General features: G+C 61.3%; 17 protein-coding genes. 7 read left to right on the top strand and 10 right to left on the bottom strand.

Annotated elements, in window-relative coordinates; genetic code table 11:
* Positions 1-33: 33 nt before the first annotated feature.
* The 5 genes from HK28_RS09950 to HK28_RS09930 all read right to left on the bottom strand — a co-directional run bounded on the left by HK28_RS09950 (position 34) and on the right by HK28_RS09930 (position 9302).
* A complete protein-coding gene (locus HK28_RS09950; RefSeq protein ID WP_086644429.1) occupies positions 34-966 on the bottom strand; it encodes a transglutaminase family protein in 933 nt (310 codons plus the stop codon).
* Positions 963-3608: a circularly permuted type 2 ATP-grasp protein gene (locus HK28_RS09945; protein WP_086644428.1), complete on the bottom strand. Its 2646-nt coding sequence runs from the start codon at positions 3606-3608 to the stop codon at positions 963-965. Before HK28_RS09945 ends, HK28_RS09950 begins: the two co-directional genes overlap by 4 nt.
* Before the next feature lie 429 nt (positions 3609-4037).
* Complete coding sequence (locus tag HK28_RS09940) at positions 4038-4607, bottom strand: hypothetical protein (protein WP_143217395.1); 570 nt, start codon at positions 4605-4607, stop codon at positions 4038-4040.
* 38 nt (positions 4608-4645) lie between these two features.
* A complete protein-coding gene (locus HK28_RS09935) occupies positions 4646-5785 on the bottom strand; it encodes a putative zinc-binding metallopeptidase (RefSeq protein ID WP_086644426.1) in 1140 nt (379 codons plus the stop codon).
* A gap of 100 nt (positions 5786-5885) precedes the next feature.
* Positions 5886-9302 carry a DUF2126 domain-containing protein gene (locus tag HK28_RS09930; RefSeq protein WP_086644425.1) on the bottom strand — a complete coding sequence of 1139 codons (3417 nt, stop codon included), beginning with the start codon at positions 9300-9302 and terminating at the stop codon, positions 5886-5888.
* Between the two features lie 243 nt (positions 9303-9545).
* On the opposite strand from HK28_RS09930, the gene HK28_RS09925 reads away from it, so the two are divergent.
* Positions 9546-10244, top strand: coding sequence for a hypothetical protein (locus HK28_RS09925; RefSeq protein ID WP_086644424.1), 699 nt, complete (start codon positions 9546-9548; stop codon positions 10242-10244).
* 388 nt (positions 10245-10632) lie between these two features.
* Here HK28_RS09925 and HK28_RS13810 read toward each other — a convergent pair whose 3' ends face one another.
* Complete coding sequence (locus HK28_RS13810) at positions 10633-10836, bottom strand: hypothetical protein (RefSeq protein ID WP_143217393.1); 204 nt, start codon at positions 10834-10836, stop codon at positions 10633-10635.
* A gap of 189 nt (positions 10837-11025) precedes the next feature.
* Here HK28_RS13810 and murJ point away from each other — a divergent pair, with 189 nt between their 5' ends.
* Positions 11026-12591: a murein biosynthesis integral membrane protein MurJ gene (gene murJ / locus HK28_RS09915; RefSeq protein WP_086644422.1), complete on the top strand. Its 1566-nt coding sequence runs from the start codon at positions 11026-11028 to the stop codon at positions 12589-12591.
* Positions 12588-13823, top strand: a complete 1236-nt coding sequence (locus tag HK28_RS09910; RefSeq protein ID WP_086644421.1) for an MFS transporter — start codon at positions 12588-12590, stop codon at positions 13821-13823. The genes murJ and HK28_RS09910 overlap by 4 nt, the downstream gene beginning before the upstream one ends.
* A gap of 282 nt (positions 13824-14105) precedes the next feature.
* On the opposite strand, the gene HK28_RS09905 is transcribed toward HK28_RS09910, so the two are convergent.
* Both HK28_RS09905 and HK28_RS09900 read right to left on the bottom strand, forming a co-directional pair.
* The gene (locus tag HK28_RS09905; RefSeq protein ID WP_086644420.1) at positions 14106-15743 is read right to left on the bottom strand and encodes a dihydroxyacetone kinase subunit DhaK; all 1638 of its coding nucleotides are present in this window, start codon (positions 15741-15743) and stop codon (positions 14106-14108) included.
* A gap of 170 nt (positions 15744-15913) precedes the next feature.
* Complete coding sequence (locus HK28_RS09900) at positions 15914-16264, bottom strand: hypothetical protein (RefSeq protein ID WP_086644419.1); 351 nt, start codon at positions 16262-16264, stop codon at positions 15914-15916.
* A gap of 228 nt (positions 16265-16492) precedes the next feature.
* Here HK28_RS09900 and HK28_RS09895 point away from each other — a divergent pair, with 228 nt between their 5' ends.
* The 4 genes from HK28_RS09895 to nadC all read left to right on the top strand — a co-directional run bounded on the left by HK28_RS09895 (position 16493) and on the right by nadC (position 21446).
* Positions 16493-18118, top strand: a complete 1626-nt coding sequence (locus HK28_RS09895; RefSeq protein ID WP_086644418.1) for an inorganic phosphate transporter — start codon at positions 16493-16495, stop codon at positions 18116-18118.
* A gap of 112 nt (positions 18119-18230) precedes the next feature.
* Positions 18231-19172, top strand: a complete 942-nt coding sequence (locus HK28_RS09890; protein ID WP_086644460.1) for an NrtR DNA-binding winged helix domain-containing protein — start codon at positions 18231-18233, stop codon at positions 19170-19172.
* 405 nt (positions 19173-19577) lie between these two features.
* On the top strand, positions 19578-20570 hold the full coding sequence (gene nadA / locus HK28_RS09885) for a quinolinate synthase NadA (protein WP_086644417.1): 993 nt from the start codon (positions 19578-19580) through the stop codon (positions 20568-20570).
* A gap of 24 nt (positions 20571-20594) precedes the next feature.
* Positions 20595-21446, top strand: a complete 852-nt coding sequence (gene nadC / locus HK28_RS09880; protein ID WP_086644416.1) for a carboxylating nicotinate-nucleotide diphosphorylase — start codon at positions 20595-20597, stop codon at positions 21444-21446.
* A 65-nt stretch (positions 21447-21511) separates the two neighbouring features.
* On the opposite strand, the gene HK28_RS09875 is transcribed toward nadC, so the two are convergent.
* Both HK28_RS09875 and HK28_RS09870 read right to left on the bottom strand, forming a co-directional pair.
* Positions 21512-22624, bottom strand: coding sequence for a glycerophosphodiester phosphodiesterase family protein (locus HK28_RS09875; RefSeq protein WP_086644459.1), 1113 nt, complete (start codon positions 22622-22624; stop codon positions 21512-21514).
* Positions 22625-22736: 112 nt separating this feature from the next.
* Positions 22737-25053 (bottom strand): TonB-dependent receptor (locus HK28_RS09870; protein WP_143217392.1); only part of this gene is annotated, 2317 nt, incomplete at its 5' end.

Here is a 25053-nt window from a genome sequence, read left to right as displayed (position 1 = left end):
CGAACCACAGCAGTTGCAGACGTCTGTGAAATGTCAGCCCGCGTCTACGGATTGACGCGGCGCGGTCAACGCCCGCAAGGTCGGGTCCTCATCCCACTCCTCGACCGGCACGAGATCGACGCCAACGCGCAGCGCATCGCCGCCGCCGCCAAGGATCAGACCGCGAACCGGGCTAATATCCGCGTAATCCCTGCCCCACCCCAACACCACATGCTCGTCTCGCACCACGATCCCATTCGTTGGATCCAAGCCAAGCCACCCAAACTCTGGCCCCAGCCAGACTCCGACCCATGCATGCGAAACATCAGCACCCAGACGACGCTTTTGCCCCTGCGGCGGGCGCGTACGAATGTAACCCGACATATATCGGGCCGGCAGACCGAGCCAACGCAATCCACTGAGCATCAGGTGCGTAAAGTCCTGACAAACCCCTTCCCGCCGCGCCAGCACCTCGTCCGCCGTTGTCCGCAATGACGTGACGCCGGAGCGGAAACGAAACTCCTTGAAAACGCGTATATTGAAATCGAGAACGCCTTCGAGCAGCGACCGACCCGCCGGGAAAGATTGCGCTGCATAGGCGCCAACTTTTTCGGAGGCGCGACACATCGATCCGTCAAACAGAAACTGAGAAACATCAGCATCAAATCTTGAACAGTCTCGAATAAACTCCCATGGAGATATCTCCTCCGTCGGGGGCGGAGGCGGAGGCGCAAACGCCACGTCAACTTCCGATACGGCCACGATTTCGAACCGCGTATGCGGTTCCTCATGGAAAAGCCAAAAGACAGGATTTCCGAAATGATCGACGCCACCATGACGCTTCACCGGCGTTGGCTCACAATCGAGACGCGTCCACAGCACCCGCTGCCCCGGCAGATCTCGCGGCGTTACATGCAACACGTGGGCGGCCAGGTCGACCGGATTTCCGTAGCTGTACACGGTCGAATGACGAACGCGATAGATCATGCCAGCGCCTCGTCATGGCTGTCCGCCACCAGATCGTCGCCGATGATGCCGACCAGTCGCGGCGAGGTCAGTACGGAGAAATAGCAGCGGCCAATCTGGTCGGACAACGAAAGAACCGAAGCGCAGGCGCTGCGCAGCGCCTCCGGCGCGTCGGCTGCGGCGCGGTCCTGATTCTGGCTCTCCAACACCGACGCCACAACCATCGTCAATGAATCCAGAACCTGCGCTGCAGAGGCTGACAATTCGCCCGACGCCGCACGTTGCGCCGCCGGCGCTGTCCCCCCAGCGTTGGCCAGTTCACCAAGAGAATCCCGCAACGCCGCCAACTGGAAACCGGCGCCACGCGGGTTGTCCGCATCAAGCAACAGCAAGTCGAGCACTGGCGCAGGCTGCACGACGCCAAAATAACGGGAGCGATAGGTTATGACGCTGTCGCATATTTCCAGCATCAACCGAAGCGCCGCCTCCATCCGCCCGCGCTGATAAACGCCGGGTTGCTCCAGAACGCCCGCGCAGCACGACAGAACCAGCGACGCGCGTTCGATTCTACGGCCAAGATCAAGGAATTGCCGCCCGCCGGAACGCACCATGTTTTCCGCCGTAAGGCCCGAGAGCGTCGCCCCGTACACCAGCAACGCGTCGGTGATTACCGTCACGCGCGCGATGGATCGCGACACTTCGCTGCGGCCCGGCGCAGCCGCCAGCTTGTCCAGTAGGGCGTTGGAGTTGTGGATAATGAAATCACGCATCTCACGCGTCAGGCGATCAGAAAGTTCTGGGACAAGTCGTAGAGTTTTTCGCAAAATACGCCCAAACAACCCCTGCTCTCCCATAGCCCGGGAGAGCGTGTGGGTCAGTGCGGAGAGCCCATAACCGAAGGCCGGGATTTCATCGATAAGGCCAACCGCGCGCAGTTCCCGCACGAGCGTCTCGAGATCGACCCGCTCTCTTGGCGATGGCTCACCACCCGCCATATGCGCAAGTACAACGCGTAGAAGTCGCGCGGCGCTGTCGATCTGTTCGAGATATCGGCCCAGCCAGAAAAAATCATCCGCAGCGCGGCTGGGGAGATCGCCCAGGGAGCGCCGAATCGGCAACGGGGTGGCGAGATGGACCGGATGTTCCCGAGGCGCGATCTGATCGTTCACGAGAACCCAGACGTCCTTGACGACGTGCTCGCGAGCGTCCCCATTCGTGGGGACGGCGTCTTCATACACGCTTGCAAGACCGCCCGGCATTACCGTCCAGTCCTCACCATCGTGGACCGCGAACAGCCTCATCGTCACCGGTCTGGGCACGAACTCCGCCACGCCGACGGTCGGCGCGACTGACGGGGCCAGAACCGGGCGAGCCACGTAACGCCACGGAGCGCGTCGAATCCGATCCACCGCCTCAGCGCGCTCGACGGCGCTCAGCTCCGAAATCCGCAGATACGGCTCGGCCGGGTCCAACGCGGACCCTATCTTCCACGCAACGGACCGTCTCGCAGGAGTTTCCAAGTCAGAGCGGAGAATCTCCTCCAGACACCTCTCCCCCGCTTCGTCTCCCAACCAGACGGAAGCCGCGTTTTCCAGCAGAAGATTTTCACCAAGAAGCCTATTGGCCAACGGCGCGAGGAAGGGCGCGAGCCCCGGCGCCTCGACGAATCCGCTGCGCGGATCATTCACCAGCCGGACCGTGCCTGCACGAGCGGCGTCCAGCAAACCGGTGACGCCACCCGCGCCGGTCCCGTCGGGCTCCAGCGGATCAAGGGCTCGCCCGTCCTGACGGGCGAGCAGAACATCCACACGCCGAAGACCTCTTACGGTCTTCAGCCACAACTCGCCTTCGCGAACCGCCAGATCCCCGGCCTCGACCAGAACACAGCCCAGTTCGCGCGCGAGAATCACATGCTCGCCCCAATCCCGGCAATGCGGCCCCGGCGTCAGCAGCGCCAGACCGGGATTCGTCAATCCTTCGGGCGCGGCCCGCTGCAGCGATTCCTGCCAGATATCGAGAAATGGCCCCAGGCGGCGTAAATCCTGTCCGGAAAAAAATTCCGGCGCGACACGCACCATCTGCCGGCGCGCCTCCATCGCAACGCCCGCTCCGTCCGGCCTGACGCTCTGTTCCGCCAGAACCCGCCAGACGCCGTCCTGCTCGCGCACTACATCCACGGCGAAAGACGACAGAAAACGCCGGGAATGGCCGTGCTGGCCCTCCAACTCTCCTCCGCGCATGAACCCGGCATTCGCCCACAGGAGAGCCGGAGGCAACAGGCCCAGAGCCAAGGTCTCGCGCTTGCCGTAGACATCGTGCAACAGGCTTTCCGCCAATCGCGCGCGCTGAATGACCCCGGCCTCAAGCGCCGCAAATTCCTCGGCGCGCAGGATTATCGGCAGAGGATCGCAGATCACAGGCTTGCTCTGACCTGCCACGACGTCCGAACGGCGGGGTTTGACGCGCCCCTCGATCGTCTCGCTCAACGCCTCTATCGGCAGCGGCGAGCCGGTCTGATCGGACAGCGCCACCGCGATCTGGCGCTTCCGAGCCGCCAGTTCACGGTGACCAAGATCGGAAAACACGGCGAGCAGCCGTCGCCAGTGCTGGCGAACGCCGCCACGACCGTCCACCATCTCGTCGAGGGGAATCGTCTCGTTCATAAGGAGTCGTTTTAAGGGGTGGCCCGTTCTGTGCGCAATGCTCTCGACAAGCCCGCGTCACAGGAACCTGCTCCGACGCTTCAATAGCATACGAAACAGACGCTGGACGACATTTCCGGAGCTACAGCTTCTTGGTCGGACTTACAAAGCGGCTGCCGATCTCGATTTCTGTTTCGCTCAGCCCTCCATCGAAACATACGCACGCTGAAATTGTATCAGCGCCTCCCCCATACGACGCCAGACTATATTTGAGCCTGCATGCGACGACGCCACGTCCGTCAGGACTGGAGGCAATTAATCGCAACTCATCGCCCCCGGCTAAGGTGTCCTTAAGAAATCTGCCCCCGGCTCAAGAGCCGGGGGCCTCTTTTCTCAGGAAGCAAAAAATACGAATCCACAGCCACAGAACCCATACGAACCAGAAACAAATTAATTAATTCCCTCAGCATTTTCCAGATGATTTACTGTCGCGACTCCAGAACGTAGAACCCCACCGATCTGAACTCGGACTCCCCCCGCGCTATAAGATCCGTCCATAAGATACCCGTCCATTTTATACTGGATTAAAGTTGCAGACTTCAGGTCGACCGCAATCATAAATTTATCGCCATTTATTTTTGAAATAGAAATTTCCTTGGATATAGAATTTTCAAACTCTTTAACCCCACCGGCATCTTTAAAAACCAAAGTCGTACTCGGAGTTTTCTTGCCAATTGGCGTCAAGCCGGTATTAGCGTAGGGCCCAAGCTGAACGCCATGTTTGCTTTTCTTTAGCAAAAACTTGTTGTGCCTCGCGTAATTCACCTCCTCCGCGCGGCGGCTATGGTTGATGGATTGCGCCGCCGCAGGATCGTTTTCCAATAGGTAGGGCTCTACCTCGTTGGAATCCCCCATATAAGCAGGAAGCCTGTTTTGGTGATTTTGTATTACATCAAAGCGAGGATTTCCAATGGACATATGACGAGATCTAAATCCCTCAGAAAAATGAACCTCAACCATACATCCCCCAAATTACTTCTAGGTATATATAAAACTCTTCAAGACATCGTATCAGACCGTTCTTGCGAAACAACCTCCGTCAAAGCTCCAGGAAGCACCAGACCATGCACAAGCTGATGGATAAAGCGGAGCTTCTCCGCAATCTCTGGCGTGATCACGAACGGATAGAGATCCGCCTGCCCCATGGACCGATTGAGCGCATTGACAACGACAGTCAGCGGCAACCACGCCTTAAGGATTTCGTCAAAAGATCCTGCCGAATACGGATCGAAATTGAAATGACGCTCCACGCCATCACCTTCGGGCGTGCTCGTGTCGACTACAAGACCAAAAGCCATCGCGGTCTGCAATGTATCGACAATGTGTATGTAATGCGCCCACGTTTCCGCGAAATCTTCCCACGGGTGCGTCGTGGCGTAGGAACTGACATACGTCGCCTGCCAACCGACAGGCGGCCCGTTTTCATAATGAGCGGTCAAAGCCGCGCCATAATCCTGGGAGTCGTCACCAAACACGGCGCGGCACGCGTCAAGCTGTCCAGCATCCCGCACGAGGACATTCCAATAGTAATGGCCGATTTCATGACGGAAGTGCCCTAGCACTGTGCGATAGTACTCGCCCATTTCCAGACGCATCTTTTCGCGTTCTGCGTCATTCGCTTCTCGCAGCGCGACTGTAATGACGCCCTCGTCATGGCCCGTCATCACTTTCTGGCCTTCCTCCCCGTCAGGAGGGTCGTCCATAAAGTCAAAAATCAAACCACCGTCCGCAGCTTCGACAGACTTTTTGATCGGCAGTTTCAACAGAAGCAGGCTGTAGATCAGATAGTGCTTGGCCGCTTCAAGCTTGCGCCACAACTCAAGATTTCCCTCGACCGTCAGATCGGGAATAACCCTGTTGAACGCGCAGGCGACGCAAAACTGATCTTCAGTTCCGGCGGGCACCAGCCAGTTGCAAGCATCCTGCTCCGCATTGACGCAAAACATGCGGGGCGCCGACGCGTCCCCGCCGACCGGAATCCATCCTCCCGCGCCCACTCCGCCATCGCCGTCAGCGGGGTCCAGAGCAAGAAGCGTCGCTCCTTCGCTGCAATAACCGACGCGACGCGAACAACGCTCGCACCGGACATTCTCGAAGAACAACATCTGCCCGCACGCCTGGCAGGAAAACAACTTCATGACCGTCTGGCTCCGGATCCCGCTAAGGCCCTAACAACGTCACGTCAGTGCGGTCGTTTCCTTTCTGTCGTTATTTTTCCGGCATCCGAAGGAACGCCGTTCAGAAACGGCGCAGATCCAGTGTGCGCGGTTGCTCCAGAGACCGTTCCTGACGCGGTGGCGCCATCGGTCCGACCGTGTGACCTATCGGGAAGAACCGCGTGCGGCGGCGCGCTTCCGCCTCGTTCGCGTTGACCGGGCGGGTGTCGTAACTGCGGCCGCCCGGATGAACGACGTGATAGGTAAGCCCGCCGACGCTCCGCCCCGTCCATGTGTCGTAGATATCGAACATAAGGGGCGTTTCGACACCGATCGTCGGGTGCAAGGAACTGGGGGGATTCCACGCCTTGAAACGAACGGCGCCCACATACTCACCCTGCCTTTCCGTTGCGCTCACCGGCACGGTCACCCCGTTGCAGGCAAGAACATAGCGTTCACTGACCCAGCCGCTGACCCGCGCCTGCACACGCTCGACAGAACTGTCGACATACCGCGCCGTACCGCCCGCGGCAGGTTCTTCCGCAAGTGTGTTCCAGGGCTCCAGCGCATGGCGAAGCTCAAGCGTGATCCCAAGTTCGCTGATATTGCCGATCTCAGGGAACCGGAATTCGAAATGCGGCGCGAACCAGTCGGCGTCGAGCGGCGCGCCCAACTGCGTCAGTTCTGCGATCGCGTCGCGGAAATCCTGCTCGACGTAATGCGGCAACATGAAATCGTCGTGCAGGCGCGTTCCCCAGCGAACCAGACGACGCTCGTATGGGGTCTTCCAGAACGCCGCGACGCAGGCCCGCATCAACAGGCTCTGCGCCGCCGCCATCCGGTGATGCGGCGGCATCTCGAATGCGCGATACTCCACGAGCCCCAGACGACCGGACGAGCTTTCCGGCGCATACAACTTGTCGATGCAGAACTCGGTCCGGTGCGTGTTGCCGGTCATATCGGCGAACAGGTTACGGAACAGCCGATCGGTCAGCCATGGCGGCGTGAAAATCTGCCGGTCCACCTGCCGGAACGCGATCTCAAGCTCATACAGCGCGTCCTGCCGCGCCTCGTCGATGCGCGGATGCTGGGAGCTTGGCCCGATGAACAAGCCGCTGAACAGGTAGGACAGCGACGGGTGATTGTGCCAGAATCCCACCAGCGACCGCAGCAGGTCAGGGCGGCGCAGGAAGGGACTGTCCTCCGGCCTCGTCGCGCCCATCACCACGTGGTTGCCACCGCCCGTTCCGACATGGCGGCCGTCAAGAAGGAATTTTTCGGCGATCAGGCCGACGCCGCGCGCCTCGTCATAAAGCTGGCGGCTGCGTTCCTCATGCTCCGCCCAACTCGCCGCCGGATGCACGTTGACCTCAATGACGCCAGGGTCCGGCGTGATCGAGAACGATTTGACGCGCGGATCGCGTGGCGGCGCGTAGCCTTCCAGCACGACCTTGCGACCAAACTCGTTTGCCGTCGCTTCCACTTGCGCGCATAGATCCAGCCAGTCCTCGATCGCATACAGCGGCGGGAAGAATACGTGCAGGATTCCACCCCGCGCTTCGACGGTCAGCGCGGTGCGGACAACGTTCGGCTCTTCCCGATTGATCTCCAGAAGGTGCTCGCCCAGCGCCGTCTCCGTATTGATGCGCCAGGGCTTGCCAACGGGATAGGGCGGTAGCGCCGGAAGATCCGACAGCATTGGCTGGGGACGTTGCGGCCCCTCGTGGAAAACGCCCTGCGAGCCAATGCGATCTGGCGCGCTGGCCCTGTATGCGGTCGACGCGTAACGAACGGCTGCCGGATGCGGCGGGAGGGGAGATTTCGCTGCGAACGGGTCGGGCTCGAACTGTTGCTCGATGCTCTCTGCGTCGGCCCAGGGCAGGCTGTGCAGCGGCAGACGAAAACCAATTGAGGAGTCGCCCGGAACAAGGAAAATCGTGTCACTGCGCAGAAACCAGCGCCCCGACCGCCAACGCCGCACGCCGTCGCGCACTTCAACCCGCAGCGGCAACACCGAACCCGATTCCCGTGACAGTCCGCGCCCGAACACCCGCGCAAGGCGTTCGCGCTCCAGCGGGTCGTTCAGCTTCGAACCCTCGGCGAGCACGTTCGCAGGCAGCCGATGCTCTTTCCACAGATAGTAATGAACGTCCTCGTACGCAGGCGTTACGAGTTCCTCGTCAACACCAAGACGCTTCGCGAGCGAGCGCGCGAAGCGCCGTGCGTCATGCTCCGTCGCGTCATCTGTATCGTCGTCGGACGCAAGGAGCGTGCGGTCGAGCCACACCGGCTCCCCGTCCACGCGCCAGTAGCAGCTCAGCGCCCAGCGCGGCAGCTGCTCACCCGGATAATGCTTGCCGAACAACGTCATATAGGTCGCGCCGGGCGACCAAAGCGGCATCAGTTTATGCAGGAGCCGCTGCGCGTATGCCCGCTTGGTCGGACCCAGCGCCTCGATATTCCATTCCGGCGCGTCCATGTCGGCGGCGGCGATGAACGTCGGCTCACCACCCATCGTCAGACGCACGTCGCCTGCCTCAAGCTGCGCGTCGACCGCTTCACCAGCAGCAAGGATATCGCGCCACGTTTCGTCGGCGTAAGGCATCGTCGTGCGCGGCGTCTCGGCCACGCGCGTCACAAACATCTCGAACCCGAATTCGGTCTCGCACTTCTCCACGCCGCCGGAAATGGGCGCAGCAGAACTCGGCTCCGGCGTCGCAGCGAGCGGAATATGCCCCTCGCCCGCCAGCATTCCCGAGGTTGCATCAAGTCCGACCCAACCGGCGCCGGGCAGATATACCTCCGCCCACGCATGAAGGTCAGTGAAGTCCGCCTCAGGACCGCTCGGGCCTTCCACAGGCTTTTCGTCGGCGGCGAGCTGTATCAGATACCCCGACACAAACCGGGCCGCGTAACCAAGGTGACGCAGCAACTGCACCAGCAGCCACGCGCTGTCGCGGCACGAACCGCGCCCTTCGCCAAGCGTCTCCTCCGGCGTCCAGACGCCAGGCTCCATACGCACGACATAAGAGATACGTCGCTGAATCGCCCGATTAAGTTCGACCAGCATGTCCACTGTCCGACGCGGCTCGCGCGACACGCCGTCAAGCAAGGCGCTCAACAGCGGGCCGAGAGGTTCGGTCCGACGATACGGCGCAAGTTCCTGATCGAGCACGTGGTCGTACGTGAACGGCCACTGCTCCGCATCCGGTTCAAGGAAGAAGTCGAACGGATTGACCGTCGCCATGTCGGCGACAAGGTCGACGCTGACATGGAAATGGTTGACGCGCTCCGGGAACACGACGCGGGCCTGCCAGTTGCCGGACGGGTCCTGCATCCAGTTGATAAAATGCGGTTCCGGCTCGATCTTGAGCGCGTAGGACACGACGTTCGTGCGGGCGTGCGCCGCAGGACGCAGACGGATGACCTGCGGGCCGAGCGTCACCGGCCGGTCGTAATCGTAGGTGGTCTTGTGCGTCAGGGCGACGTGTAGCGTCATAGTCATCTTTCCAGAGCTTGGCTTTCTGGATTTAAGCCCAGCGCGGCGAGGACCGACAGACCCATTTTTATTACGCAGTGAGAAAATTTTGACGCAGTCTCCCCCGTCGACGCGCAACGCCCGATCTTGGGAACGTCACCGCCAAAGGATACGCCCCGTGATTTTCTCCCTTCATCTCTCCCGTTCGTCATGATCCCACCGGAGGCATCCGCCACAAATCACGACTTTTCAGCATGGACCTGCATGCGGCTCTCACCGCGCCTCACTATCCACGCAAACGGGAAGCAACCGGTCCTGCCGTCGGAGACGGAAGCCTGCGTCACGGGCATATGGGACGACGCCTGCCGCGTACGACCCACGCTGTTCAACGGGCGCGTCTTCTGCGCCGACGCCATCTCCACCGACGGGATAGACGGACACTGGACGGAATATCGTCGTGCATTCGCCCAGATCCGACGCCCCGGCTTGTTTGGGCCGCGTCCACTTCGGCAACTCGCCGTCTGCGGCGTTCTGTTCTGCCCCCAAGGACTGGTGTTGGCGCGACGTCAACGCGACGCGGCGTATCTCGGCGGGTTCTGGCAATCCCCGCCCGCAGGAACGATCGAAGCCCGAGCGAGCACTGCTGCGGACTCATCCACGAATATCGACCTCGCTGCACAAATTCTGGCGGAAGCTGAAGAAGAGCTGGGGTTGGCGGCGGAGAATCTTACGGTCGGTGCGCCTGTCGTCGCGGTGACTCACGCCAAGACCGAAATCGTCGATATCTGCGTCTCACTCACCACGGCCCTGCCCTTCGCCGAGATCGAATCGCTATGGCGACGGTCCAGCAACAGGGAGTACGAACAAATGACTGTCGTCGCCGAGGCAGAGCGCTCTGATTGGCTAAATCGGCCGGATTTGATCGCCACGACCCGCCTCGCCGTCGAAATGATGGCGCAATAAAAATTCGACCACTGCGAAACAAACATTACATTTCATCGACGAAAATTCCGTACGGAAAATCCATCGACAGCGCACTTAAAGCCGCGCTCAGCCTGCTCGGCAGGCGCTCAACGGCATGCTTCGACCGCATGACAGGGGCGCGTTTTTTAATTTACTTGAGATGAACATTGAGTCACATTCGCACCACATGATCTTCCGGGGAAAACACCATGATCGCCTGGGTCGCTCGTCAATTTTCTAATGGTCTGGTCGCTGTTTTACTGGCGGCGCACACGCACTCGCAGGAATCGACGGGAACCGGCTCCCCGCGTCTCTGATTACCTGCCATCGTCCCCGAAATTCCTGCGCCGTCCTGTCTGGGTCACGCGGTTGCTGATCTTCGCTCCCGCTAAAGCCCTACCCAGATCGCGCCGAGCAGCAGCAACGCACCCACCGCGACAAGGACGACCATGCCCATCGCCTCTCCCGGCATAACGTCGGGCGCGGTGATCGCGAACTGAGCAGCCAGTCCCATAGTGACCAACCCAATAACGATGACGATCACCCGCATCGTTATTCGTTGCGTCAGAGCAGTTCTCCAGTTGTCGCGCATCCAAGTCCTCCGCTCCACGCCATCAACGCCATTAGCTCGCGTTTTCGCAATAACAAAATTACCGAGCACGGCAAGAACCGGCCGCTTCGTTGCGACTTTCGACGATCTGCGTCTTCCGTTTCGCGGATAATCGAAACGTCTGCCCAAACCTGTCTTTCCGTAGCCCCTTTCGCATCTCTATAAGCGCTTATGCTCAAGGGTTTTCTTACTGTCGGCGGCTGGACGATGCTCAGCCGTATTCTCGGCCTCGTACGCGACCAGCTTCTCGCCGCCTTCATGGGCGCCGGTCCCATGCAGGACGCGTATCAGGTGGCGTTCAGACTGCCAAACATGTTTCGCCGCCTGTTTGGAGAAGGCGCATTCAACGCGGCGTTCGTCCCCCTGTTCTCCTCGGCGCTCGCGACCGAAGGCGACGGCGCAGCGCGCACGCTCGCACGGCAGGCTTTCGGGGTGCTGCTCACCTGGCTGATCTTCCTTTGCATCCTTGGCGAGATCTTCATGCCGCAGGTGCTGCGGGTCATCGCCCCCGGCTTCACCGAGACCGGCTCGCGATACGATCTTGCCGTGACGCTCAGCCGCATCACCTTCCCTTATCTGGTCCTGATCTGCGCTGCGGCTCTGGTTTCAGGCGTACTCAACGGCCTGCACCGGTTCAGCGCCGCCGCCGCGGCCTACCTCGCCTTCAACGTGGTCGGCATCGCCGCCGTGCTGTTCGCCACGCCCTTCCTGCCCAGCGTCGCGCACGCGGCGGCGTGGGGCGTCACGATCTCCGGCGTCGCCCAGCTTGGGCTATTGATGATCGCAGCGAGACGAGCCGGTTTTGATCTGACGCCGCTGCCGCCGCGCATCACGCCGCAGCTGCGCCTTCTGGGGCGACGCATGGCCCCCGGTCTCATCGGCAGCGGCGTCACGCAGATCAATCTGACGATCGACACTATTATCGGCACCCTCCTGCCTGCAGGCAGCGTCTCGCTGATGTATTTCGCAGATCGTCTCAACCAATTGCCGCTGGGCGTGCTGGGCGCCGCCGCCGGAACCACGCTGCTGCCCGTGTTGACCCGTCACCTCGCCGCTGGCGAGGAAGACACGGCCCACGCCGTCCAGAACAGCGCCATCGATTACGTGCTGCTGCTGACTCTGCCCGCCACCGCCGGGCTTCTCGCCCTTGCCACGCCGATCATGCAGTTTCTCTTCGCCCACGGGTCGTTCAGCCTCTCCGACGCTGCGCTGTCCGCGCAGTCCCTGCGCGCCTACGCGCTTGGCCTGCCCGCTTTCGTGATGGCGAAGGTTCTGGCCCCGGCGTTCTTTGCGCGCGGCGATACGTCCACGCCGGTCAAGATCGGGTTCTTCACCCTGATGATCAACCTGATGCTCAACCTTCTGCTGATGCGCCCACTCGCGCATGTCGGACCGCCTCTGGCCAGTTCGCTCGCCGCCATCGTGAATGTCGCCGCGCTGACCTTGCTGCTGCTGAAGCGCGACGCATTGCGCTTCGACCGCAAGTTGACGAAGCGAGTCCTGCTGATGGCGGGCGCAGCGCTCGCCATGGCGGCAGCTCTCTGCACGGCGCAAGCCATGCTCACCATGCCTGTGTCGCATCGGACGCTGTGGCTGGGGGTCACGCTCGGGATCGAGGTTCCTCTGGGCGCGGCGTTCTACCTTGGCGTGCTACACGCGCTCGGGGTGCTAAACCTCGCCAGCGCGCTGGACGGCGTCCGACGCCGTCTTTCCCGCCGGACCAGCCGCCAGAAATGACCCGTTCCGCCGAAAGCGCTCCACCGAGCACGTGGGCGCTGGCGACGATCTCTTTCGTCACCATGCTCGGCATGGGGGCGATGGGCATGTCGTTGCCCATCTTGCCGCCTCAACTCCATCTCGGATTCGGTTACGACCTGACGACGGTCGGCTGGGTCATCGGCCTGGAATCGGTCGCCACGCTGGTCAGCCGCCCGTGGAGCGGCCGCGTCGCCGACAGGCGCGGCGGCAAGAGCGCGACGCTGCTCGGTCTGGGCGTCATGATCCTCTGCGGCCTCGCCTACGCCTTGTCCGACTTCACCAATCCCGCGACAGGCGCCGGGCGGTCGCTGGCGCTGCTCGCGATCATCGTCGGTCGTGTGTTGATGGGCGTGGGAGAAGGCCTGCTCATCGCCGGATCGGGCCTGTGGGGGATTGATCGCGCAGGACCCCGCCGCACCGGACGCGCCGTTTCATGGGTGGGCCTTGGAATGTTCGCCGGACTCGCCATCGGTTCTGCCGCCGGGGCAGCGATCGATCACGGTCAACCGCATGGATTTGCGCTGGCCGCAATGGCGTCCATGCTCGTGCCTGCGCTGGCGATGGCGATCTGCGCGCCGATTGGCGCAGGCGCGCTCTACCACGACCATGAACCTGTCTCATTGCAAAGCATGATGTCGGCTGTTCTGCTGCCAGGGTTTGCGTTGCTCGCCAACGCCTGTGGTTTTGCGGCCGTTACTTCCTTTCTCGCGCTCGACTATACCGCGCAAGGCTGGACAGCGCTGCCGCTCGGAGGGACAGGAACCGGGGTTTTTGGCTTCGGCGCCGGACATGTCTGTGCGCGCGTGCTGTTTTCCGACGTGACCGATCGCATTCGCGGCCCGTGGCTCGCTGTCGCGTGCCTGCTTGTGCAGGCGATCGGGCTGGCTACGATCTGGCAAGCCGAAACGCCGCTGATGGCGCTGATAGGCGCTATCGTCACCGGTTTCGGCTTCTCCATGGTCTATCCACTGCTCACCGTCCCGGTTTTCTCCACCGTGCCTGCACAGAAGCGCGGGACCGCGCTGGGCCTGTTCGATGGCTTTTTCGACGCCGGAGCGGGTCTCGCAGCGTTGGCGTCCGGAGTGGTGGCCAACTACCTCGCACTCCCTCAGGTTTTTCTGGTCGTAAGCGCGATGGCGCTTGCTGGCGTCGCTCCGGTCCTTCTCGTGCGGCATGAGAGGTGGCGTCCGGCGGCGCAGGACGCCTCGTAATGCGCGTTGTCCGTGAACGCATTTGTCCGTCGCCAAGATAAATTACCCGAGCATCGTTGCTGTAACGTAGAGCTAATGGCGCCTCACGAAACAAGCGCGGCGAACCTCCCCGCCTGCTTCGTCTTCGACGGAAGCCGTGATTGCACAAAAACGTTCAGAACCTCACCCCACCGGATGAATTCATCCCGTCGAGCGCAGCAATTCGCCGGAACCGAGACCTGAAGTCATAATCTGTGAAGCAATGCGAAGAGATATGGTTCCAGCGGGCCGACCCTAGACGCGTCAGCCTCCCCGCAACGCCTCGAACAGCCGAGCAATGGCCTCCGCTCCAGGATCTGGCGTGTCGTCCAGCCGTCCCTCGGGAATGTAAGACGCGCGCCCCGCACCTGCCTTCTTCATTTTAGCAGTCGCGTCGGCCCCGTTCCTTGCAGCACTGACGACACTGTCCCAGGGCCCGTCTTTCTCCAGAACTTCGATCGCCGGGATGAGCGCGTCCAACATCGTCCGGTCGCCCGCCCCGGCGCCCCCGAGATGCCGCATGGCGGCGAGGCCTTCAGCCAGCGCCGCCTGCCAACGTTCCTGCTCACTACGTCCAGCCGCTGCGAACATGATCGACAGCAGCACCCCACTCGACCCTCCCGCGTGTCGGGACAGCAGCCGCCCCAGCGTCTGCATCAGGGCGAAAGGATCGTTCAGCGGCAGGCGGTCCAGCGCCCCGTCGATGACGCGCGCAGTCTCTGCGAAGGTCGATCCAGCGTCGCCGTCACCAACCTTGGCGTCCAGTCCGTTGAGATAGTCCTCATTTTCCAGCAACGCCTTGACCCCGCGCGTCACCGCCTCCCTGACCGCTGCATTGTCTGAGGGCGCCGCCGCGAAGACATCGGGTAAGGTCGGCAACGGCGTCACGGAAGGCTCGCGCCACGACGCGACCCCGGTCCAAGCTTCCGGCCCAACCTCACTTTCCAGCGCAGTCTCAATCTCGGTGCTCAACTCAAGAACGGACAGCGAAAATCCGTTCATGTCGAGAGCCGTCATGAACGGCGCAGGACCGGCGACGAGAGCAATTTTCTTCGCCAGCGCAGTGCGCGAAAACGCGTCGAGCAACAGGGACATTTCGACCACCGGCGTCGCGCCCAGGTTGTTCAGCATCAGGGCATAGCGTGCGTCGCCTTCGGGCAAAGAGGAGGCCAATTCGTCCGCAGCCAATCGCATCAACCCATCCGCGCCCGTCAGTCCGATGCGCTGTGCGCCGGGCTCGCCATGAATACCCAAACCGAGTTCCGCCTCATCCGCCTTCAGGCGGCTTTCGTGCGCCTCGTCGTACGCATCGACGTCGCTCAGGGATAACCCGATAGAGCGCGTGCGCGCCGCGACATCTTTCGCCATGGCCGCCACCTCGGCCAATGATCCACCGGCCTCCGCAACGCTGCCAGCCGCCTTATGAACGAAGATCGTGCCCGCAACGCCACGCGCATGGCGGTGACCCGGCAAGGAGATATCGTCGCCGACCACCACCATCTCGACATTCAGCCCCATGGCGCGCGCCTGTTCCGCCGCAAGCCCGAAATTGAGACGATCGCCAGTGTAATTCTTAACGACCAGCAGGCACCCGGCGGGTCCCGTCACCGCGATGACGCCTGCGAGAATCGCGTCGACGCCGGGCGAGGCGAACAGCGATCCGCAAACAGCGGCGGTGAGCATGCCGCGACCAACGAAACCGGCATGCGCCGGTTCGTGACCGGAGCCGCCGCCGGAGATCACAGCGACCTTGCCGTCTTCCTTCTTCCAGTCACGTCGCAGAACGACTTTTATGTCCGGATAACCGTCCAGACGGGCCAGATTGCGGCCCGCCGGTGACCGCAGCAGGCCGTCCAAAGCCTCGGTGACAAGCGTCTCGCGGCTGTTAATGAAGCGCTTCATTCCGGAATTTCCTTTCGCGGGAGGCGATCCCCGATGCTGGCGGCGTCGCTCGCCAGAGATCATAAACGCGCAACCGTCCCGCCGTTTCGATCATCCGTCCACCCCTGCGATCGCTGCGCTCGAGAACCCCGCCTCAGGAATGTGATCCCTCCAGCCCCGACCGGACGCGTTCAATCATCGGAAGGCGAGTAGAGCTGGTTTCGCAGAAATTCGAAGCTCTCAACGGGAAAAGACTCCGCATGACCGACCGGCCGCCGCAACTGCCACAGGCGCTCATGGGCGAACACAAGATTTTCAATGACGCGCCGCCGACCGAGTTCCCAGCTCATGCCTCTCCGCGCACTGACGTCCTCAACAAGCGCCAAAAGCCTGCGCGCAGTGTCCAGTTCGCCAAGATCACAGGCCTGATGGACCGCAGCCAGCAACGTTTCCGCCAGACGTCGCCGACGCCCGCCATGGTTGACGCGCCCACCCGCGGGAGCCGGCGGAGCGCCGTCGTCCGACCTTCGCCGATAGTCCATACCTCTAGCCTCTCGTCGAAATCCGGCGAGGCCCCCGGCAAACCCGACCAAAGCTCGGATGGTCGAAGAAAGGCTAACGCACGATAAAGTGACAGTTGATCGCGTTCGTTTATCTCAAAAATGGTTCCGACGCCGCAAGATGGTTGTCACAAATTCATCATTTTACTGTCGTCGCTTTTAAAATCCGATTCTCGTATTCAGACCCTCGTCTTGGCGCGGGGAGCAAGAATGTCAGACGCAACGATCGACTATCAGAACGCCACCGGCCCACTGCACCGACCCGACCTCAACGGGGGCAGAAAACCGCTCGGCGCCGCGATCTTCTTCGGCGTGCTCATCGGCGCGCTCGGCTTCGCCGCATGGAGCGTCCTGCACGACATGAGCGCAGCGGGCGACACCAGCCATCTCGCCGTCGGCACGTTCGTACTGCTCGGCGTCGCGCTGATCATTGCGCTGGCGTTCGAGTTCGTGAACGGATTTCATGACACGGCCAACGCCGTCGCCACGGTGATCTACACCAACAGCCTGCCACCCATGGTCGCGGTCGTCTGGTCGGGTTTCTGGAATTTTCTCGGCGTCGTCACATCCGCCGGCACGGTCGCCTACAGCATCGTAACCCTCTTGCCTGTCGAACTGATCCTGCAATCGGGCAGCAGCGCCGGTTATGCGATGATTTTCGCGCTGCTGATCGCCGCTATCGTGTGGAACCTCGTCACCTGGGCGTTCGGCATTCCCAACAGTTCCTCCCACGCCCTCGTCGGTTCGATCATGGGCGTCGGCCTTGCCAACCAGTTCGTCTCTCCGGCTGGCGCCGCGACTCAGGGCGTGGACTGGGGACAGGTGCAGAAAGTATTCTCCGCGCTTCTGTTCAGCCCGCTCTGCGGCTTCGTGATGGCGGCGCTTTTGCTGCTCGTCATGAAGATCTGCATCAAGAACAAGGCGCTCTACGACGCGCCCAAAGGCGACCAGCCGCCCCCGACATGGATCCGCGCCCTGCTGATCGGCACCTGCACGGGCGTTTCGTTCTTTCACGGCGGCAATGACGGCCAGAAAGGCATGGGCCTGATCATGCTGATCCTGATCGGCGCCGCACCGACGGCTTACGCCCTCAACCGCGCGATGCCCGACAGCAGCATGCCCGCCTTTATTCAGACTGCTGATCAGGCCGAGACCGTGTTCAGACTGCATGCCGGAGACGCGCCCGCAGTGGACAGCGCCGCCGCGCGCGACCGGGTTGGCGCCGCCTTGCGGGCGAAATCTGTCTCATCCCCCGATGTCTTCGCCGCCCTGACCACTCTGAGCGACGATATCTCTCACTCGGTGAAGACCTACGGTTCGATCAAATCCGTGCCTGCGGCCAGCGTGTCGAACGTCCGCACGGACATGTATCTGGTCTCCGACGCGATCCGCGTGATGAAAGACCCGGCAGACTTTTCCGCCGACCAGAAGAAAATCCTGAAATCCTTCATGGGGGAGTTGAACGCCGGCACCCGTTTCATCCCCCTCTGGGTCAAGATCTCCGTCGCCATTGCGCTGGGTCTCGGCACAATGGTCGGCTGGAAGCGCATCGTCGTGACGGTGGGCGAGAAGATCGGCAAAACGCATCTGACCTACGCTCAGGGCGCGGCCGCCGAACTGGTCGCCATGGGCACTATCGGCCTTGCGGAGGGATACGGCCTCCCAGTGTCGACCACGCACATCCTCTCCAGTGGCGTCGCGGGCTCCATGGCGGCTAACGGCTCCGGCCTGCAGTGGTCCACCCTGCGCGCGATGGCCATGGCATGGGTCACCACCCTGCCCGCCGCCATGGCGATCTCGGGTTGCCTTTACATCCTGTTCCGACAGGTTTTCTGAGCCAACTTCGGTCGGCTCGCTCCGGACGAGCCGACCGAAGCATTTTCATACCCCGATTCAACACGGTCCCGGGTGCACAAGCGTCGCGCCGACACTATAATCGATGCGCAACATGTCTCTCGTTCAGACCGAACTCGTCGCCGTCCTCGTCGCCTTTAACGGCGACACGCCCCGCGTGCTCACGTTGGACGACGGGCGCAGCCTGCCCAACGGCCCACTGAAAACCGACGATCGATCCCTGCAAGCCAGCCTGCGCGCTGCGGTGGAGCGACAAACGGGCGTCGCGGTCGGTCACCTAGAGCAGCTTTACACCTTCGCCGATCACCCCCCTGCTGACGGCGAGCCACGGCGCGTCGCGATTTCCTATCTCGCCCTCACCCGCGTCGGCGCCGAACGTCCCGCCGAACACGCCAATCCCTTCGACGACGCCGGCTCTCCTGCCGCCTGGAGGGATTGGTACGATTATTTTCCGTGGGAAGATCAGGCGTGCCCGCGCGCCGCTTCAGCCATCATGGCCATTCTTCAGCGCCTGGACGGCTGGATTACACGCAAGCCCCCCGAAAGGTGGGAAGAACTGCGCCAGCGTCGCGATCAGGTCTTCGGACTGAATGGGGAATCATGGAACGACGAGTTGGTCCTCCAGCGTTACGAACTGCTTTACGAGGCAGGGCTTGTCCCTGAAGCACACGCAACAGACGTCGGCGGCGACGCCTGCGTAGCCGGGCTCGCCATGCGTCACGATCATCGCCGCATCCTCGCGACCGCGATCGCGAGAATTCGCGCGAAAATCCGCTACCGTCCGGTAATTTACGAACTGATGTCGGATCAGTTCACGTTGTTCGCGCTACAGCAGGCCGTCGAACGCGTGGCCGGTCGCCACGTCCATAAGCAGAATTTCCGCCGTCAGGTCGCCCATCAGGGGCTGATTGAAGAGACTGGCGAAGAAAGCCGCGAGGCTGGCGGGCGGCCGGCGCGGCTCTACAGATTTCGCCGTTCGGTAGTCATGGAACGCGCCGTAGCCGGATCGAAGCTGCCGATCGTCCGGGCGCGTTGACGAACAGCCTGCAAGCGCAACGCCAAGTGAGCGAAAATGTCCCAGCGAGTTCTGCTGCCGCGAACCACGGTGACGTTTCACTCCTGAGGACGCCCGGAGAATATCCACGGAACACATGCGGCCGGACGAAGAGCCGCCAACACGAATGTGAGCGATTAACTGCGAGTCCGGGTGGAATCTCACACTGATGTGTGGCGTCGCCATTTCCGGCGGTCGACAGCCGTCACCATGCCTTCACACCGCCCGTCCCCGCCGCTTTAAAGTTTTTTTCTTTTGACTTTCCCCACGCAGGAAGTCCTCCTCACGCCGATCTCTCTGGCTCAGGCCGCACAAAGCAGGTCTTGCTTTCACCCGATTAATGCTCATATTGAGTATTAATCTTTTCCGCCGCCCTTCGGAGGGCTCATGAACCATATACTCAAGCCTCGCCTGGAAGCGCCCTCTCTGGACGCCCTGTATGACCGCGTGAGCTCGCTGATTCCGCCAATGGAATGGGGCGCGTTCGCCGACGACATCGCAGCGATCCAGCGCCTGAAGGCGGAGAAGAACGCCGTCATCCTCGCCCATAATTACCAGACGCCGGAAATTTTCCATTGTGTCGCGGACGTCACCGGCGACTCTCTCGCGCTTGCACGTGAAGCACAGAACGTCGAGGCCGACGTCATCGTCATGGCAGGTGTGGAGTTCATGGCGGAAACGGCAAAGCTGCTGAATCCGTCCAAAACCGTGCTGATCCCCGACAGCAACGCGGGGTGCTCCCTCGCCGACTCCATCACGGGGCGCGACGTCCGGTTGATGCGCGAACGTTATCCCGGCCTGCCGGTGATCACTTACGTGAACACCTCCGCCGACGTTAAGGCCGAGAGCGACATATGCTGCACCTCCGGCAACGCCGCGCGCATCGTGAAGAGCCTCGGCGTCGACAGGGTCATCATGATCCCCGACGAATTCCTCGCCCGGAATATTGCGAAAGAAACCGGCGTCGACGTCGTTACGTGGAAGGGCCATTGCGAGGTCCACGAACGTTTCACGCCCGAGGAAATTCGCCACTGGCGCGACGCCTACCCCGGCCTTGTGGTTCTGGCTCATCCGGAATGCCCGCCGGAAGTTGTGGCCGAAGCCGATTTCTCAGGGTCAACAGCGGGAATGTCCGATTACGTGGCGACTGCGGATGGACGTCGGGTGCTGCTGGTGACCGAGTGCTCGATGAGCGACAATCTCGCCATCCAGCACCCGAAAGTCGAGTTTGTGCGGCCATGCAATCTCTGCCCGCACATGAAGCTGATCACGCTGCCCGCCATCCGCCGCGCTCTTGAAACCATGACGACGGAAGTGACGATTGACCCCGCCGTAGCGGACCGCGCCCGCCTGTCCATCGAGCGCATGCTCGCGGCTTGACGCACGGTATTTCGGAAGAAGACAATGCACTATCCCCTGCCCGACCTGCTGCTTGAGCCCATCGTCCGCGCCGGGCTTCTGGAAGACCTTGGCCGTGCCGGGGACATTACTACCGACGCCATCGTTCCCCCGGATGCGATCGCCGCCGCTGCGCTGTGCAGCAGACAGGACGGCGTCGTGGCAGGTCTGGACATGGTGCGGCTGTCGTTCAAACTGATTGACCCGACCGTCGCCGTAACAATGTTAGCTCGTGACGGTGACAGGGTGACGCCGGGCGACACGGTGGCGTGTATTGAAGGTTCGGCGCGTGGAATTCTGACCGGAGAGCGCGTCGGCCTTAACCTGCTCTCTCATCTGAGCGGTATCGCCACGGCGACCTCGTCCATCGCCCTGGCGATCGCCGGAAGCAAGGCGAAGCTGTGTTGCACGCGCAAGACGACGCCCGGAATGCGTGCGCTACAGAAATATGCGGTAAGGGTCGGTGGCGGCTCGAACCATCGTTTTGGCCTCGACGACGCAGTGCTGATCAAGGACAATCACATCGCCATCGCTGGAAGCGTTGGCGCCGCAATTGACCGCGTACGTTCAAATGTCGGACATCTGGTGAAAGTCGAAGTCGAGGTCGACACCCTCGCTCAGCTCGCCGAGGCGCTTGCCACAGGCGGCGTCGACGCCGTTCTTCTGGACAATATGTCGTGCGATACGCTGCGCGAAGCCGTGAACATGATCAGCGGCCGAGCGATCGCCGAGGCTTCCGGCGGCATCACGCCCGAAACGGCGCCCGGCATCGCCGCGACCGGCGTAGACCTGATCTCGGTAGGCTGGTTGACGCACAGCGTGCGCGCCATGGATTTCGGGCTCGATTTCGACGCGTAGACGCCGCGAGCCATGATCAGCGAACTGAAACCATGCCCACGGACGGCGTGTTGACGAATCCGGCTTTAACCGCGCCCATCCACAGCGAGACGGCCCAAAGCCGGATCGTCCGTGAAGAACCCGTCCAGTCCGAGATCCAGATAGCGACGTAATTCCGCAACCATCCCTGCGGGATTCCGCGCTGTCGGTCCGTCGCCGTTGCGGAGCTGCTTTGGCAAAAACATATTTTCTGGTCGCGCCGTATAAGAATGCACCAGAAGCCCGGCTTCATGCGCGTCATGCACGAGAGTGCTCGGCGCCGCCCACGCGCCGTCAGCATCCCGAGGAATGAGGTCGGTATTGGACGGCCCGATCACATCCGCAAATGTGCGGATATCCTTCAGCCCTTCCGGCGTCATCATATCCCCGAACGTCGTCTTCTTTCCTGCGGCGACGAGATCAGGAATCTGGTAATTACGTTCACCCATCAGGAACATAAGCCGCGCCTGCGGGTTGATCGCCAGAACTTTTTCACGAATCGCGCGCAGGTTGCCCGTTTCGAACGACTGCACCTCCAGCGGCGCCTGTCGCGTATATTCATGAGCGGCGATCACGCGCAGGAATGCGGCTTCAGGATCGAACCCCAGCGCATGAAAATGTGTAGAGTTCTTGATCTCCGGGATTACACCGAAAACTTTTCCCCGGGCGGCGGATTCCGCCGACACGAAATCGATCATTTCCTCGAAAGTCAGAACGTCAAAACGTCCGTCGTAACGGGCGTTGCTTACACGAACCGTCCCCAGACGTTCTTTCGCGCGCAGCGTCTTGAGTTCGGCCAACGTGAAATCCGTCGTGAACCACCCCGTCTGCTCTCGCCCGTCGATTTTCATCATACGTTTGCGGTTGGCGAACTCCGGGTGAGAGGCCACGTCCGTCGTTTCGGCGATATTGCTTTCGTGACGCACGACCAGCACGCCATCCTTGGTCATGACCAGGTCGGGTTCGATAAAATCAGCCCCGTCCGCCATCGCCCGCGCATAGGCGGCCAGCGTGTGCTCGGGAAACAGCGCCGACGCGCCACGGTGCGCAAAAATCAGGGGTTTGGTCGCAAGCATCGGCTCCGCCTTTGCGCCACGTCCGACAATGGAAACGGCAGCCGTCGTGGCGGCGAAAGCGAACGTCGATCTGCGCGTAAGCATGTATGTCCTCATCGTAATCTATCTACCGAAGCGCACATCCGCTTCGGCGCCGCCCCACCGCCAGACTGGCTGACGGGGCGGCAGGCGCGCAAGGCGCCTCGCAGCAGGCTTCTTACCACTCAGCGCTAAGCGTCAGGAAGAACATACGCGGCGCAATCGGATAGGCTGTGAACTGCCCGGAAGTTTGCGTGGCACTCACCGTGGACCATGCCTTCACATTCGTAAGATTCGTGATGTTTCCTTGCACTCTCAAAACCGGAATGTGGGGAACGCCATGAATCGCATAGCCCGCATTCATGCTGAACATGGCGTAAGGCGAGGCCCACATGTCGTTCGTGTAGGTGGTGAAGCGCTTGCCGATCACCTCCCCGATGAACTGCCCGCTGAAACCGCCCCAGTTGGTGGTGGCGATGAATTTCTCGCTCCAGTCCGGAGTGCCGACCACATTCTTGTTCGCGGTGTGAACAAGTGAAGTGCCCGTGGAGTAGTTATCGTTGTAGACGGACTTGTTGTAAGACAGCGCGTTATACAGCGAGAAATGATCGCCGAACTGCGCCGTGAACGAGAAGTCCATGCCGTCGGTGGACACCGATCCGACATTGGCGAGCGTCGTCGCCGAACCGACGATGGACGAAAGAACCTGCGTCGTTGAGATCGCAACCAGGCGATTCGAGAAATGAACGTGATAATACTCGGCCTGAGCCTGAATGCCGGTCAGAGGACCAAGGTTGACGTTATGATGCGTCCGCAGACCAGTCTCATACGTCCACGACGTTTCAGGCTTTCCGTTACGTGCGAAATTGTCGAACGCGGCCTGACTCGTCGCACCCCACGCCGTTGCGTTTCCATAACCCGTAGCCTGGAAAGAGCGCATGTTTTGCTGAATATTCGCGAACCACTGCTCGTTCGGGGTAATATTCCACACTGCGCCGAATGACGGCAGGAACGGCTTCGCCGCAGCAACCGTGCCTCCGGGAACCGTGACCGCTGTGCTCGGCGACAGAGATCCAGCCTTGGCCGCGACAGGCAGCGTGCCGTTCGTGTAAACCAGTTCGGACTTGAAACCCGCGTTCAGCGTGAAGTTTTTCGACACCTTCCACGTATCCTGCAGATGAGTGACCCAGGTGTTCGTATAAAAATTGTTCGTATACTGGTCGATCAACGCATTCTGCTGGCGTTGATACGGCGTCGTCGGGTCGGACCAGCTGAAGGGATACCAGCGCCGCGCCTGAGTATTGTTGTTGCGCTCGTACCAGCCACCCACCTCAATCGTGTGCGTACCCAGTTCATACCGCAACGACGACATGACGCCTCCGCGATTATCCCAATATTCGGTCGTGCGTGTCGCAAGACCTGAACCGCCGAAAACCTGATTCAGGTTCTGTCCTGGAAAATATGCTGAGAACAGGGTCGGAAGTCCGGCCGCCGAAATGGGCCCAGCGACGACGCCCTCTCCAGTGTCATTGTGATAATAAAATTTCGTATCCAGATGAAGGTGTCTGTTGAAATCGTGTTTCCACGAGAGGTACGTCAGAAAATCACGACGCTGCGCGGCGCTGTAGTAATTCCTGTAGTTCAGGCCAGCGGAAGTATAGGCGCTCGAATTGAAATAGTTCTTCGCGTAGGCGGCGTTGGGGTAGATGAACGGTCGAACGTAGGTGCCGTAACCGTTCGGCAGAACGATGCCGTCCTCGTTCGGCTCGACCTTGTCGGACCAGTCAAAAAACCAGCTTATCTTGTCATGTAGCCCTTCATGGACGAACTTGGCGTTTACCTGATTGCCGCCTTGATGGCCCGCAAAGTCCCAGGCCCGAGCGTCCTGTCGCGCCCACGAGACATAGGCGTAGTTACCTTTTCCGAACTCGCCCGTATCGATTCGCGCAAAAGTTCTGAATGTCGACCAGCTACCGAACGTCTGCGAGAGCTGCCCACCGGCGTGACGCTTGGGGTCGGATGACGTGAACTCCAGCGTGCCGCCAAGGTTGGATGTCGAGGCGGTGCCCAGCGAACCCGCGCCGGTTGCCACCGCCGCATTGGCGATGTTCTCGCTGATCACCGCACGCTGCGGCGACAGACCGTTGTAATTGCCGTAAGACTGATCGCCCAGCGGTATGCCGTCGAGTGTGAAACCAAGCTGGTTCTGATTGAACCCGTGGATGTAGAGCGACGCATTCTGCTCGTTGTTGCCCCACGGATCTGCGTCTTCATAGATAACGCCGGGCAGCATGCTGAGCGCCTTGATCGGGTTCACGCCCGGAAGGATGCGCTGGATCTGGGTGTGGCCAAGGCTCTGCTCGGAGCGCGAGCGCCGAGCCGTTGCGACAATGGACTCCACTCCGGAGGCCGTCGTGGAACCGGCCGCCTGTTTAACCGGCTTTACAGACAGGCGTGGCGCGGTGGAGGCTGTCGTAGCGGCGGGGAGAGAAGCC

The organism is Acetobacter sp. DsW_063 (assembly GCF_002153745.1).
GTDB lineage: Bacteria > Pseudomonadota > Alphaproteobacteria > Acetobacterales > Acetobacteraceae > Acetobacter.
This window is presented reverse-complemented; position numbering and strand designations above follow the sequence as displayed.